Below are 12764 nucleotides of genomic sequence, written 5' to 3'. Positions count from 1 at the left end.
TCGTGTACCCCCGAAGGGGCCTTACCGCTCGACTTGCATGTGTTAAGCACGCCGCCAGCGTTCGTCCTGAGCCAGGATCAAACTCTCCGTTGAAATCTATATGTCAACCACGGCAAAACCGCGGAAAACAGACTACTTTGAGTGATCCTTTGAATCAGAAACAAAACCATTCAACTGGCTTGTCATCCGTATATTTCAAAGGAATCCGACACAGAACAACAGACAACCCAACACCCAAAATCTCTGAAAGACCAGGGGCAGGAGAGTCATCCAATGCCTGTGTACGGGGTTAATGCATCTTTCGGCATTGACTTTCGGCACGCTGTTGAGTTCTCAAGAATCGGACGCACACCGCGCTTCGCACTCTCGTTCGAAGCTCCGGGGCAACCCGCCAAACTTTACTGTTCCGACCCGAGCCGGTCAAATCGGCTCTTTTCGACCCAGCCTCCCTACACGACTCAGCGCCCGAAACCCGCCGAGGCGTGTTTCGGCTTCCGAGACCTTCAGGGAGTTTGTCAGAGGGCCGGCCGCTTCCGCGTCCTGCGCTTCGCTCCAACAAGAGGGACATTACTGACATTCGCGGTGCAGATGCAAATCGGGGTCCCGGACCTCGTCCGAGCCTCCCGGCACCTGCCCTCGGCACCGGTCCTCCGGCGTCGAGGGAAGCAGTGCTGATCCCTCCGGTCACTCCACTCGCACGCGTCTCCGCGAGCGACACTTCCATCATGCCGTACCCACACAAGTCGTTTTCGTGGAACGACCTGGGGAACGACACGGTGGGAGCCGAATCGGCTCCCACCTGTCACGCACTGCACCGCCCAGCAGACGCCTCTCGGCGAGTGGCCGCTCGTAGCGGCTGAGGTTGAGGCCCGGGGTCATGTTCCGGACGGCATCAGGTGTAACCGCCCTCCCCCACGGCCTATTCCCGGACGCAGACGAACTCCGCACCGCCCTGCCGAAGCGCCAGACCGCCGTCCCGGACCTCGAGCTGCACGTCGACACCGTCTCCGGCGAACCGCTCCGAAGACAGCGCTCTGGACTGCAGCGGCGGCTGTCCGTCGAACCGCACTTCCAGCCCTCGCGCCGCCGGCTCCACCACGAAGATCATCCCGTTGCCCAGCGAATAGGCCCCCGCTAGCGCGCCCAGCTGGTCATCCGTCGGCAGATCAGGGTCCTCGAGCTCATCCGGGTAGCCGGACCATCCGTACGCAGACGCGATGGCGGCGAACGCACGCAGTACGACCCATGTCCCCGCATCCCCGTTGGTCATCACCACAGCGCCCTTCCGGGTGTCGCGGTGCGCCAACATGTGGCAGCAGAAGCCTGCGTTGCCGCCACTGTGTCCGTAGCGGCTGCCCGACTCGTCCAGAAACAGGCCGAGGCCCAAGTGGTTCAGCCCGCCGATGCGTGAGGTCGCTGCGATCTGTGGAGTCAGCATCTCCCTCACGAGCTCGACCGATAGCACCGCGTGATCCGCCCCGGCGTACGCCCGCTGCACACCCAGAGCGAACTTCGCCAGATCCGTCGGCGTCGTCCAGAGCCCCGCGGCGGCCAGCTGCGGGTACACGTCCCACTTCCCGTCCAGCGGGCTGCCGGCGTCGTCGTGTCCAGTGGCTGCTCTCGGGTGGAGATCCGGTGGAAGCGGTTGCGCGTAGTCGCTGTCGGACATGCCGAGCGGTTGCAGCACCAACTCCTGCATGAGCTCACGGAACGGCGTACCCGTCACGTCCTCCAGCAGTTGCTGGATCACCGTTGTGCCGCCCCCGGAGTACCGGAACTGCGTTCCGGGCAGGAGATCGACGCGTACGCCGATGTTCGTGGCCGGCCGCACGCCGTCGAGGATCTGTGCTGTCGCCGGCAACGCCGCATCCCGCGTGTATCCAGGAAAGCCGGAGACCGTCATGCCGGCGCTATGGCTCGCCAGCTGACGAAGCGTGACCGCGGGCTGCCATTGACCAACCGGCGGAACCTGCCAGGACGTCAACTTGCGGTTCACGTCCTCGTCGAGGTCCAGGAGGCCGCGATCGACCAGCCTCAGCATCGCCAGCACGGCGATCGGCTTGCTGATCGAGGCCGCCTGGAACAGCGTCGTCGGCGTGACAGGTCCACCACCCGACACGTCGACGACGCCGGCTGCCCCGGTCTCGGTGACCGCACTGTCCTCGAACACGACCCAGCTCGCACCCGGCACACCGAACTCGTCCAGATCGGCTTCGATTCCACCGCGCAGCATGTCCCTGCCCCTCGCCGGTTCTGTCGGAGACCCTCGCAGCGACAGTACGGCGGGCAGGGCTCGCGGCAGCCGTTATCGCGACGGCTGCGGCGCCGAGCAGTCGATCTTCGGGTTGGCGCCGATGTAGTTGAGCGGGCCGGCCACGATCGTCACCAGCGTGGTACCGACTCTGGCGCAGGTCGCGTCGGAGCCTGCGAAGTAGTTGCGTTGCGCGGCGGCCGCGAAACCGATCAGCAGCCAGACCACAGCAATGATCGCAACAGCTCGGGAACCAGTCGCAGAGGACCTACGAGTGCGCATGTTCACCTCCAGGGTTGGGCGCACACCCCCGTGTGAACGCCTCCCAAGTGCCCGTCGGGAAACGAGCGGAAACTCAGAGTTCGCGAACGTCGTAGTACGGCTTGATGCGTTTGTTGACGTACGAGCCGATGCTCGGCGCGGCCATGAGCGCCGCATACTCCGGCTGCGGAACGTCCAAGTACTGGTAGACGTAGCCATTGACGTACTCGAGCTCCAGCGTCCCGTCGGACCATCCGACCGATCGCACACTCGACGAGTTCACCGGGCGTCGCCTCATCCGCGGCTCCTTCCGCACCCGCTCAGCCGCCCAGTCTGCCTGCCCCGGCGGTCACGATGACGCAGATCGCTCCGGGTCCTGCGCCTGAAGGCGTGCCAGAGCGCGGGTCAGGTCGCCGAGCGCCGTGTTGAGCTCGGTCAGCACAGCGTTGTCGAGCGGCCCGCCGGCGCGGTCCAGGCCGAGGTTGGCGGCGAACCGGACGTGAGCGTCGGGCGGCGCCTTCTCGAGGTAGGTGTCGAGTGCCTGCTGGAGATAGGGGCTGGGCACGACCTCTGGTCTCTCGCGCCATTTGGTGAGCGTGCGCGGCGATATCCCGAGCTGCTCGGCGAAGGCTTCGTTCGTCAGCCGCAGGGCCGTACGCAAGGCGTGCGCGTGCCGGCCGGTCCATTCCTCGATGACTGTCATCCGTGCCGCTCCTTCCAGGTCGATTACTCCCTGCAATGAGAATATGGCGTTTCGGTCACCGCTGGTGGGCAGAATTTGTGCGCTGTGGATACCGGTTGAGTTCCTGGTGAGGACGCCGGACCACGCGTTGACTTGTCTCATGGACGAGATCAGCGGGAGAACCGCGACGCTGTTGCGCAACACCAGGCAGCGTCATCTGCGCGTCGCACATACGTCCGGACCACGCCGCTTCGAGCTGGTCCGCCACCGCGACATCTCCGGCGTGAGCGGTACGGGCGTTGTCGCGGAGGGGATCGAGTGGAGCGACGGCACGGTCGCGCTGCGCTGGGGCGGCAACTACCCGACCACGACCGTGTGGCAGGACGGGATCGACGCGTTGCTCGCGATTCACGGTCACAACGGGGCGACCGTGATCCGCTGGCTGGACGACTAGGCATGCGCGGTCGACTCCGGTGGGGCGGGCCCACCCTGCAGACAGCCCGCCTCACCGGCCTACTCGGTGAAGAACTGCTCCCGGTACGTCGCGTCTGCCGGCGCGGAACCGTTCCGCTCGGGGGCGGAGCCGTTTTGCTCGAGGGCGGAGCGGGCCTGCTTGGCGGCGGAATCGTTCTGCTCGAAGGCGGGACGGGCCTGCCCCACAGCAGAACCGTTCTGCTCGGGCGCGGAGCCGTTCCATTCGAGGGCGGAGCGGGCCTGCCTGGCGGCGGAACCGTTCTGCTCGAGGGCGGGATCGTTCTGGTCCGACCTGGTGGGACGGGTTTCGTGACCGCCGTGTCGTGGGATCGGGCGCTGCTCGGATGCAGTGGGCGAGTCGGCCTGGTCGGGCGTGGTTTCGTCCTGGTCGGTGTCGGTGAGCTCCTCGACTGCCGTGCTGAAGGCGAGTTCGGCGCGGGTCGGCCGTCGGCGTTCGATCTCCTCGGCGGCGGCCCGCCGGACCGGGAGATCGTTCGCCGCGGCCGACAGTTCGGCGAGGGTGTCGAGGAGGCCGAGCGCGTTCTCGACCTCGCCCGGGTGGTTCACCATCCACCAGACCGCGGCCGAGCCCGGCGTGGCGAAGACGTCGTCCTTCAGGTAGGCGCGTTTGTCCTGCTCCATGCGGCGTTCGAGCAGCGTGGTCTGCTCCCGCCGGTGCAGCGCAGCGAGGTGCTGCAGGTGCTTCTGGTCCGCATCCGGCAGCCTGAGCCTCACCTCGGTGGCCCAACTGCGGACCAGGCCCTTCTCGTCCAGCGCGGGCTCGCCGAGAAGCGCCGCCAGGCGGTGCTGGTTGAGGGACTCCTCCGTCACCTGCTGCCGGGCGGTGAGCGATCGCGCCCTGTCCAGCAAGGCATCGACCGCGACCGCACCGAGGTCCGCATGGCGCGAACCCGACAGGACCGTCGACCACTGCACGATCGCCGAGAAGCTGAACTGGAAGTCCGGAGAGGCCGACGGCAACCGCACGTCAGCGACCGTCCTGGACGGCGGGCCGGAGAAAACCGGCTCCGGGTCCGGCAGGACGACGTGAGGCGTCGGCGCTGGCTTCGTGATCACCGGGCGGGGCTCGTCGGGCTGCTTCCACACAACAGCCAGCAACACCAGCAGCACCACGATCAGCACGACAGCCGCCCACGCCGGCAATCCGGCGACCAGCGACACGACGTACAGAACCAGCACGATCGCCGCAGCGGTGAGGAGGGAGTTCCGATGGAGCTTCATGGCGCCGTTCCTTCACCGCGTCGGGCGGACGTCAGCAGGTGGACCAAGTCCACAGAAAGTTTCCCATGGGCTGCGGAGCGTGGCGATTGCTCTGCGTGTCGGTCAACCGGTGAGCGAGCGCAGGGCCTGGCGGGAAGGAGTCAGGAGGACGGGTTTGTAGGGGCAGCGTTGGTCGGTGAGGGTTTCGTAGGCCCGGATGGCTCGGTTGGCGGCGTCCCAGCCTTGCTCGGCGGGAGTCCGGCCGAGGCCGCGGTTGCGAACCAGAGCGCCGTAGAAGGCGGAGCAGAAGACGGTGGCTTCATACCACCCGATGACCGTGCTCGTGCCGATGTAGGTGATGTCGTCCTGGATGCAGTCGCGGATCGCGCGTTGCCACTTGCCGATGCCGGTCTTGCAGCCGTCGGCGATGACGACGCCGCTGGCGATACCCCACTGGTGATCGAGGAACCAGTCGGCGAGCGACCGCAGCGACACCTGGGTCTCACCGTCGGTGGACAGGAACGACGGCTCCTCGCTGTGGTCACCGTGTGCCATCACGTGCAGGACGGTCGACGGGGTGGTGAGAGCCGAGAACGCGGTCTCGTGGTCCCGGGTCCGGACGAAGTTGACATCGAGGTACGGGCGGTCCCAGCCGGCGTTGATGTTGCCGGTGATGCCCTGGACGAACGACATCGACGCGTCGAACGAACTGTCCAGACCCAGATCCACCAGAGTGATCAGCCGGTTCTTCATAAGCCCACCCCTCCAACGCTTTTCCCCACTTTCGCGGCCCGTCGCACCATGATGAACCACAGATCCGACAGTTCGCGCGCGGGTGGTGCGGTACTGAGACGGCCCGCCAGAACCGTACGTCGTACGGCGGACCGGAGGCCACGCGAATCGGTGCGGACCGTGATCGGCCTATCGTGGGCCGGGCACGGACGCCGAAGGAGGAAACCGATGAATCAGGTTCCGACGGTCACGCTGAGTCACGGGACCGCGATGCCGCGGATCGGGCTCGGGACATCGCCGATGAACGACGCGGATGCCGAGCGGGCGGTCGGCACGGCGCTCGAGCTCGGGTATCGCCTGATCGACACCGCGGAGAACTATCGCAACGAGACCGGCGTCGGCCGGGCGCTGAAGAACGCCCCGCGCGACGAGGTGTTCGTGACGTCGAAGTTCAACAAGCGCTGGCACAGCGTCGACGGCGCTCGTCAGGCGTTCGAGGCGAGCGCGGAGAAACTCGGCGTCGAATACCTGGACCTCCTGCTCATCCACTGGCCCAACCCCCAGCAGGACCGGTACGTCGAGGCGTGGCAGGGACTCATCACGCTTCGCGAGGCGGGCCTGGTGCGCGCGATTGGTACGTCGAACTTCAAGCCGGCACACCTGCAACGGCTGATCGACGAGACCGGCGTCGCGCCGGAGGTGAACCAGGTCCAGCTGAGCCCGGTGTGGGCGAAGGCGGCCGAGCGGGAGTTCCATGCGGCGCACGGGATCGTCACCGAAGCATGGAGTCCGCTCGGGAAAGGAACCGACCTGCTCAGTCACCCGACGGTGCGGCAGATCGCGAAGGCTCACGAGCGGCCGGCGGGACAGGTCGTTCTGCGGTGGGAGACGCAGCAGGACGTTGTGCCGATCCCGAAGTCGGCCGATCGCGGGCGGCTTGCGGAGAACCTGGCGGTCTTCGACTTCGACCTGACCGACGGCGAGCTGTCCGCGCTTGCCGGCCTCGACGGAACCGCTCGGTCCGCCGCGGACTCGGATCACACCGGTCACTGATCCCTGACCTCCCGGGCAGTTTGATCCGGCGCAGCTTGATCCGGCCCTCTGGCGGGATCGTCAGTCTGGATGGGCGGGTCTGTGGGACGAGAGCGCCAAATAGGGGCCGACCAGCTCGAGGAAGAGGGGGCTGGGTGGCAGGCCCAGTTCTCGCTCGAGCATGGCTTCGAAGCGGTGGTAGTGCTTGATGGCTTCGACGATGTCGCCGTTGTCGAGATGGGTTCGGACGATCGTGCGATGAGCACTCTCGTGGAGCGGCTCGATGCTGATCGCGGCGCGGGCGGCCTCGAGGGTTTCGTGCGTACGGCCCTGTTTCCGGCGGCGGGTGGCGAGAGCGTCGAGTGCGCCCAGGCGAAGGTACTGCAGGCGTTCCCGGGCGGCGAGGACCCAGTCGTCGTACCAGCCGGGCAGCAGCTCGGCGGAGTGCAAGACCGCGTCGGCGGCGTCCTCGGCTGCGGTACTGCCGTTGTCGGGGTCGCGGATGAGCAGCTCGGCGCCGTCGCGGAAGCGGTCGACGTCGACGGCGACCGCGTCGCTCAGGGCCAGCGAGGAATCGCCGATCTCGATCAGGGGCGGTACGCCGACGTGCCGGTGCCGGAGGCGCCAGAGGACGGCGCGGAGACGGGCCGCCGCGACCTCGTCGGTGCAGTCCGGCCAGAGGGTCGCGGCCGCGTGGGTCCGGGCGCACCGGCCGTTGAGCGCCAGGAGGGCGATCAGGTTCTTCGGTCCCGCCGGCAGATCGATCTGCCGCACCGTCGGCGCGGAACCGTCGCCGGCCTGTCGCGCGAGAGGTGCGGAAAGACGGTCGTACGCCGAGTGCGCGGCGGCCGAGTAGCCGTGGGACAGGTCGGGAGAGGCTCCGTACGACGACTGCTCGAAGGAGCGGTCGGGATACATCGCGGGCGAACCGTCGCGGTACGTCGCGGCGGAGCGATCGTCTCCGGCCGGCAGAGGTCCGTCGTACCCCTGAGCGAACACGTGATTGGGTCGGCTCTCGGGAGGTCCGTCGTGCACCGGCGCCGCCGAACCGTTGGCCGGCGCCGTCGGGCGGCTGGGATCGGTGCCAGATGCGGGCGCCGACAGGTCGGTGGGACCGTCGACCTGCGCGGCGGGAAACCCGTTCGGTGGCGGGGCGGGAAGCCCGTTCGGTGCCGGCGCGGGCGATCCGTCAGGCCCCGCGGCGGGCCAACCGTTCGCCCCCGGGCCGGGCCAGCCGTCGGCTGCCGGGCCGGGCGAGCCGTCCGGCTCCGGGCCACGAGAACCGTCCGACACTTGGGCGGACCAACCGTTGGGTTCCGGGCCAGGAGAACCGTCCGGCTCCGGGCCAGGAGAACCGTCCGGCTCCGGGCCACGAGAACCGTCCGGCTCCGGGCCACGAGAACCGCCCGACACTTGGGCGGGCCGACCGCTGGGTGCCGGGGCGGGCGAACCGTTCGGCCCCGGGCCAGGAGAACCGTCCGGCTCCGGGCCACGAGAACCGCCCGACACTTGGGCGGGCCAACCGCTCGGCCCATGGGCGGGCCAACTGTTCGCCGCCGGGCCTGTCGAGCCGTTCGATCCTTGGGCTGGCCGACCGTTGGCTGCCGGGCCTGGCCAGCAGTTGGGTGCCGGGCCGGGCGAACCGTTCCGCTCCGGGCCCGGAGAACCGGTCAGCTCCGGGCCAGGAGAACCGGTCGACGCTTGGGCGGGCCAACCGCTCGGCCCTTGGGCGGGCCAACCGCTCGGCCATTGGGCGGGCCAACTGTTCGCCGCCAGGTCGGGCGAACCGTTCGAACCTTCGGCGGGCCGGCCGTTGGGTGCTGGGGCAGGAGAACCGTTCTGTGCAAGGGATGGTGTGGTTGCCGGGTCCGTTACCGTCAGGAGCCAGTCGCCCAGTAGTTGCAGGCGCAGCTCACCTCGCAGGAATGTTCGCATCGCACGGCCCCCCTCGCTGAGGCGGCGCGCATCGGACGAGCCCTGCCCCACGGCTGTGTTGCTCGCAGTCTGTCCCCGCTGTGTGTAACGGCCGAACCACCAACCGCCACGTACTTCCTTGCACCATTGGCCAGGACCGGCCCGTTGTCAAGACTCAGTTTCGCCCGACGAAGGCCTCGAGCCAGGCTCGGACTTCGTCGTAGACCGCCTCCGCGGACGTCACCACGACGGTCGTTTCAACCTCTCCTCCGAGGTCGGACACCTGGGTGATGCGAGCGCGCAAGCCGGTCGCCTCGTCGGTCTCCCGCCAGACCCGGATGACCATCGCCGCCGCGTCGGGCACGGAACCGCCCCCGGACTGCATCTGATCGGTCATGATCCACTCCCCCACGGGCCGACTGACCGCTGCCTCGCGCCGTGCCCAGCACGGACAACCGGAAGACCCACGATGAGGCAACGATCCCTCGGCCCGGGCGGTTACGTCGACCACCGCATTCCTGACAACGCTGTGACAACGCCGGGACAACGCCGGGACAGCACTGTGACAGCGCTGCGATCATGCGGCCCGGCATCCACTGGCTGGGAGCACCGGATCGCACGGAGGGGGTGACTCATGAACGAGAAACTGACGGCGGTAGAGCTCGACCTGGAGGAATGCCAGGTCCTTCCGGAACGGGAAGCGCTGGGCGGTTACAACTGGGCGAACATCTACGCGTCCAACACGGCGGTCGCGCTGAACGCGTCGTCGTACTGGTCGGTGGCCAAGGCCGCGGCCTTCCAGTCGATCGTGGTCAAGCAGCGCTGACAGCGCCGGATCGGGTGTGCGGGCGGTGAGCATCGAGTTCGCCGTCCGCACGCCTCAGTACCGAGGGGGTTTCGATGACGGATCTCGGCAGGATCTCCCGGACGGAAATGGCCGGCCAGTCGGCCGAGCTGCTCCCGGCCCGGGAGGCGTTGGCACTGATCAACATCACCAACATCACAGCTGTCAACCTGGCGATCGCGGTGAACGCCGCGTCGGTCGGCTCCAACGCGACCGCCATTGCCCTGCAGCATGTGGCCGCCTTCCAGCGCTAGCTCCAGGACTGGTTCCAGGGGCATCACGTTCCCGCCCGGCGCCTGCCGCGGCGGGCGGGTGCGTGCGGGCGGTCTCCGGGGGAACGCGAGGCAACGGTAGGGGGCGGGGTCGTGACTGCGACGGAGAGCGGCATTCGCACGGTGCCGGTACGAGGTGGGCCGAGGCCGCGCCGAGTGGCCGGCGTGCGGCTGCTCGGGCGGTACGAGGGCTCCGGGTTCCGGGACGAGCGGTACCTGGCCGAGCGGGCCGACCGGCAGATGGTCCTGCTCACGAAGCTGCTCTACCTGATCGTCGAGAACGCCGACGGGCATGCGTCGACCGACCTGCTGGCCGATCGGGTCAGCCGGGAGTACGGTCACCGGCTCGATCCCGACGACCTGATCAAGCTCATCCAGGAGAAGCTCGGACCGTCCGGCCTGGTCGCGCTGTGGAACGGCGCGCCGGTCGGGCAGCGCAAGGCGGATCCACTGCTGGCGCTGAGCGTCCGCGGCGTCCTGCTGCCGGCCGGTCCGGTCCGGGTGATCGCGCGCGTCCTCGCGCCGCTGTTCCACCTCCCGGTCATCGTCGCCGTCCTGGCGTCGGTCCTCGCGTTCGACGTCTGGATCGTGACCAGCATGGCACCGTCCGACGTGTTCGCCGCACTGGTCGAACCGGCCGGCGTCATCGCCGTACTGATCTTGTTGCTGGCGGCAACGCTGTTCCACGAGTTCGGGCACGCCGCCGGCTGCCATTACGGCGGAGCCAAGCCGGGGCGCATCGGCGTCGGCATCTATCTGTGGATTCCCGCCTTCTACACCAACGTCACCACCGCGTACCGGCTGAACCGCGCCGGCCGTTTACGAACCGACCTCGGTGGGGTCTACTTCAACGCGGTGTTCATCGTCGCCTCGGCCGGCCTGTATCTGCAGACCGGATGGACCCCGCTGCTGGCGATCATCGCCCTGTCCCACCTGGAGATCGCTCAGCAGCTACTGCCCATCGTGCGGTTCGACGGCTATTACATCCTCGGCGATCTCGCCGGAGTGCCGAACCTGTTCGGGCACGTCCGGCCGATCCTGTGGAGTCTCCTCCCCGGAGGTCGCGCCGCCGCCGGCGTCGCTCAGCTGCGGCTGCGCACCCGGGTGGTTGTCACGACGTGGGTACTCATCACTGTGCCGGCGCTGCTCATCGGACTCGGACTTCTCACCTGGAACGCGCCAAGCTACCTCGCGAACTTCTGGGATCGCTCCGGGGAGCTGTGGAGCAGCGTGAGCGGACTCGCCGCGGCAGGTGAGATCGGCGCCGCTGTCGTCGCGTTCCTCTCGCTGCTGGCGATCACGATCCCGATCATCGGCCTCAGTGTCGTCCTGGTTCGGTCGGTGCTGCACGTCGTACGCGCGGTGCGGTCCCGGCATGCCGAGCCACCAGAGCCTGCCGAGGAGGAGCCCATGGACACCGAGCTCCCGGGCGCGGCCGCGTTCACCGAGGAACGGATGCTCCACCACCGGCTCCCACCACCGCGCCATGGCTGGCGTCACGGGCTGTACTTCGTCTCGAGCGGCCGGATCAACGTAGGCCCCAGTCCTGCCGAGCAACGCCGGCAGGAGCGGATCGATCGCGTTCGTACGCCGCTGCGCGGTCCGCGCCGCGTGGTCACCCTGAGCCGCAAGGGCGGGGCCGGGAAGACGACCACGACCCTGATGCTCGGCCATACCCTCGCCATGTACCGCGGAGATCGGGTGGTCGCGCTGGACGCCAATCCGGATGCGGGTTCGCTCGGCTACCGGGTACGGCGGGAGTCGCCGGCCACGGTCACCAACCTTCTGGGGGAACGCGACCTCATCACCAAGTACGCCGACCTGCGCGAGTACACCTCGCAGGCGCCCAGCCGACTCGAGGTCATCGCTTCGGACGACGACCCGACCATCAGTCAGGCCCTGGGAGCCAGGGACTACCGGGTCGTACTCGACCTGCTGACGCAGCACTACAACATGATCCTCGTCGACACCGGCACCGGCATTCTCGACAGCGCCATCCAGGGGATCCTGCGCGAGGCGGACCAGATCGTCGTCGTGATGCCGCCCGCACTCGACGGAGCACGGGTCGCGGCCGGGACGCTGGACTGGCTGGACCAGCACGGGCACGCCGACCTGGTGGCGTCCGCGGTCGCGGTGATCAACACGACCAGAGGCCGGCAACGCTGGCTGCAACTCGACGAGATCGAGAACCACTTCTCCTCCCGCTGCGCCGGAACAGTCCGGATCCCCTGGGATCCGGCACTGGACAGTGGCGCCGCGGTCGATCTGAACGACCTGCGCCCGGGCACCCGCGACGCCTACCTGGAGCTGGCGGAACTGGTCGCTGACGGCTTTGCAGTGAACCGCTGGACCACCGGAACGCTGACCGACCCGTCCACCACCCCCGAAGGAGTGTCATGAGCCGGCGATTCGAAGTCATCTTGGTGATCGCGTCCCTGCTCGCGAGTGCGACCGGTACCGCGAGCATGGTGACGTTCCGAAAAGGCCAGGACCTGGATCTGGTCGCGTCGGCCAACCCGGGGACGCCGGGCGGTTCGGACACCGACCGCACCGCCATGGTCGAGCGGGCGCGGGGCAAACGTGTGCAAGCTGATGCGGTGGCGAGCGCCTCCGCCACCTGCGACGGGTGCAGGGGTACGGCGGCCGCCGTACAGGTGGTCTATGTGAACAAGGCAAAGAAGCCGACAGCGGACAACCTCGCCAACGCGTGGTCGAGCTGCAGCAACTGTCGCGCCACGAGCGTCTCCGTCCAGGTCATCGTGATCCGGCCCGGTACGACGCTGGCTGCCAGGAACCGCGCCTTCGCGGTGAACGCCGCCTGCAGCGGTTGCACGTCAGCGGCCGTCGCGGTGCAGTTCGTGGTCGTCACCAGCAAGCACCGCGCATTCTCCCGCCAGGGCCGGCAGCAGCTGGAGGCGCTGGCCAATGAGCTCCAGGCTCAGCTCTCGTCCCGGACCAAGGCCGATCGCCTCGCAGCGGCGAAGAGCACGCCTGCGTCGTCCGGGATCGACGCGCTGGTCCGGAAGGAACTGAAGCCGGTCAGTGTGACGCCGAAGGTCACGATCGAGACCGGCTGACGGG

Annotated in this window: 14 protein-coding genes and 1 rRNA gene; 6 read left to right on the top strand and 9 right to left on the bottom strand. The window is 68.1% G+C overall.

Features of this window, described 5'->3' with window-relative positions; all coding sequences use genetic code 11:
• The 5 genes from AB0I12_RS42170 to AB0I12_RS42150 all read right to left on the bottom strand — a co-directional run.
• Window positions 1–93 (bottom strand): 16S ribosomal RNA (locus AB0I12_RS42170); the annotation flags it as partial.
• A gap of 826 nt (window positions 94–919) precedes the next feature.
• Window positions 920–2233, bottom strand: a complete 1314-nt coding sequence (locus tag AB0I12_RS42165) for a serine hydrolase domain-containing protein (protein ID WP_359942006.1) — start codon at window positions 2231–2233, stop codon at window positions 920–922.
• A 72-nt stretch (window positions 2234–2305) separates the two neighbouring features.
• Entirely contained in the window at window positions 2306–2479 is a 174-nt protein-coding gene (locus AB0I12_RS42160) for a hypothetical protein (protein ID WP_355699353.1), read from the bottom strand.
• Window positions 2480–2606: 127 nt separating this feature from the next.
• Window positions 2607–2810, bottom strand: a complete 204-nt coding sequence (locus AB0I12_RS42155; RefSeq protein WP_359942003.1) for a KTSC domain-containing protein — start codon at window positions 2808–2810, stop codon at window positions 2607–2609.
• A gap of 51 nt (window positions 2811–2861) precedes the next feature.
• Window positions 2862–3215: an XRE family transcriptional regulator gene (locus AB0I12_RS42150; RefSeq protein ID WP_359942000.1), complete on the bottom strand. Its 354-nt coding sequence runs from the start codon at window positions 3213–3215 to the stop codon at window positions 2862–2864.
• A 139-nt stretch (window positions 3216–3354) separates the two neighbouring features.
• Here AB0I12_RS42150 and AB0I12_RS42145 point away from each other — a divergent pair, with 139 nt between their 5' ends.
• A complete protein-coding gene (locus AB0I12_RS42145; RefSeq protein ID WP_359941997.1) occupies window positions 3355–3648 on the top strand; it encodes a hypothetical protein in 294 nt (97 codons plus the stop codon).
• 59 nt (window positions 3649–3707) lie between these two features.
• Here the strand turns inward: AB0I12_RS42145 and AB0I12_RS42140 are convergent, their stop codons facing one another.
• On the bottom strand, window positions 3708–4910 hold the full coding sequence (locus AB0I12_RS42140; protein ID WP_359941994.1) for a hypothetical protein: 1203 nt from the start codon (window positions 4908–4910) through the stop codon (window positions 3708–3710).
• Window positions 4911–5012: 102 nt separating this feature from the next.
• A complete protein-coding gene (locus tag AB0I12_RS42135; RefSeq protein WP_355699348.1) occupies window positions 5013–5642 on the bottom strand; it encodes a hypothetical protein in 630 nt (209 codons plus the stop codon).
• 207 nt (window positions 5643–5849) lie between these two features.
• Here AB0I12_RS42135 and AB0I12_RS42130 point away from each other — a divergent pair, with 207 nt between their 5' ends.
• Window positions 5850–6674, top strand: a complete 825-nt coding sequence (locus AB0I12_RS42130) for an aldo/keto reductase (protein WP_359941991.1) — start codon at window positions 5850–5852, stop codon at window positions 6672–6674.
• 60 nt (window positions 6675–6734) lie between these two features.
• On the opposite strand, the gene AB0I12_RS42125 is transcribed toward AB0I12_RS42130, so the two are convergent.
• Both AB0I12_RS42125 and AB0I12_RS42120 read right to left on the bottom strand, forming a co-directional pair.
• Window positions 6735–7946, bottom strand: coding sequence for a BTAD domain-containing putative transcriptional regulator (locus tag AB0I12_RS42125; protein ID WP_359941988.1), 1212 nt, complete (start codon window positions 7944–7946; stop codon window positions 6735–6737).
• Between the two features lie 796 nt (window positions 7947–8742).
• Window positions 8743–8964, bottom strand: a complete 222-nt coding sequence (locus AB0I12_RS42120; protein WP_359941985.1) for a hypothetical protein — start codon at window positions 8962–8964, stop codon at window positions 8743–8745.
• Between the two features lie 237 nt (window positions 8965–9201).
• Here AB0I12_RS42120 and AB0I12_RS42115 point away from each other — a divergent pair, with 237 nt between their 5' ends.
• The 4 genes from AB0I12_RS42115 (at window position 9202) to AB0I12_RS42100 (ending at window position 12760) form a co-directional block, all read left to right on the top strand.
• Window positions 9202–9393 carry a hypothetical protein gene (locus AB0I12_RS42115; protein WP_359941982.1) on the top strand — a complete coding sequence of 64 codons (192 nt, stop codon included), beginning with the start codon at window positions 9202–9204 and terminating at the stop codon, window positions 9391–9393.
• 74 nt (window positions 9394–9467) lie between these two features.
• Window positions 9468–9665 carry a hypothetical protein gene (locus AB0I12_RS42110; protein ID WP_355699343.1) on the top strand — a complete coding sequence of 66 codons (198 nt, stop codon included), beginning with the start codon at window positions 9468–9470 and terminating at the stop codon, window positions 9663–9665.
• Window positions 9666–9776: 111 nt separating this feature from the next.
• Window positions 9777–12083 (top strand): MinD/ParA family protein, encoded by a 2307-nt coding sequence (locus AB0I12_RS42105; RefSeq protein WP_359941979.1) that lies wholly within the window; start codon window positions 9777–9779, stop codon window positions 12081–12083.
• Window positions 12080–12760, top strand: coding sequence for a hypothetical protein (locus AB0I12_RS42100; RefSeq protein WP_359941976.1), 681 nt, complete (start codon window positions 12080–12082; stop codon window positions 12758–12760). Before AB0I12_RS42105 ends, AB0I12_RS42100 begins: the two co-directional genes overlap by 4 nt.
• Window positions 12761–12764: the final 4 nt, after the last annotated feature.

Origin of the sequence: Kribbella sp. NPDC050459, from assembly GCF_040655315.1 — a bacterium.
Lineage (GTDB): Bacteria > Actinomycetota > Actinomycetes > Propionibacteriales > Kribbellaceae > Kribbella.
This window is presented reverse-complemented; position numbering and strand designations above follow the sequence as displayed.

Excerpts from the sequence above, each read along its gene's own strand:
- AB0I12_RS42165 (WP_359942006.1), bottom strand. The coding sequence starts at position 2,233 with ATGCTGCGCGGTGGAATCGAAGCCGATCTGGACGAGTTCGGTGTGCCG.
- AB0I12_RS42155 (WP_359942003.1), bottom strand. The coding sequence starts at position 2,810 with ATGAGGCGACGCCCGGTGAACTCGTCGAGTGTGCGATCGGTCGGATGG.
- AB0I12_RS42150 (WP_359942000.1), bottom strand. The coding sequence starts at position 3,215 with ATGACAGTCATCGAGGAATGGACCGGCCGGCACGCGCACGCCTTGCGT.
- AB0I12_RS42145 (WP_359941997.1), top strand. The coding sequence starts at position 3,355 with ATGGACGAGATCAGCGGGAGAACCGCGACGCTGTTGCGCAACACCAGG.
- AB0I12_RS42140 (WP_359941994.1), bottom strand. The coding sequence starts at position 4,910 with ATGAAGCTCCATCGGAACTCCCTCCTCACCGCTGCGGCGATCGTGCTG.
- AB0I12_RS42135 (WP_355699348.1), bottom strand. The coding sequence starts at position 5,642 with ATGAAGAACCGGCTGATCACTCTGGTGGATCTGGGTCTGGACAGTTCG.
- AB0I12_RS42130 (WP_359941991.1), top strand. The coding sequence starts at position 5,850 with ATGAATCAGGTTCCGACGGTCACGCTGAGTCACGGGACCGCGATGCCG.
- AB0I12_RS42120 (WP_359941985.1), bottom strand. The coding sequence starts at position 8,964 with ATGACCGATCAGATGCAGTCCGGGGGCGGTTCCGTGCCCGACGCGGCG.
- AB0I12_RS42115 (WP_359941982.1), top strand. The coding sequence starts at position 9,202 with ATGAACGAGAAACTGACGGCGGTAGAGCTCGACCTGGAGGAATGCCAG.
- AB0I12_RS42110 (WP_355699343.1), top strand. The coding sequence starts at position 9,468 with ATGACGGATCTCGGCAGGATCTCCCGGACGGAAATGGCCGGCCAGTCG.
- AB0I12_RS42100 (WP_359941976.1), top strand. The coding sequence starts at position 12,080 with ATGAGCCGGCGATTCGAAGTCATCTTGGTGATCGCGTCCCTGCTCGCG.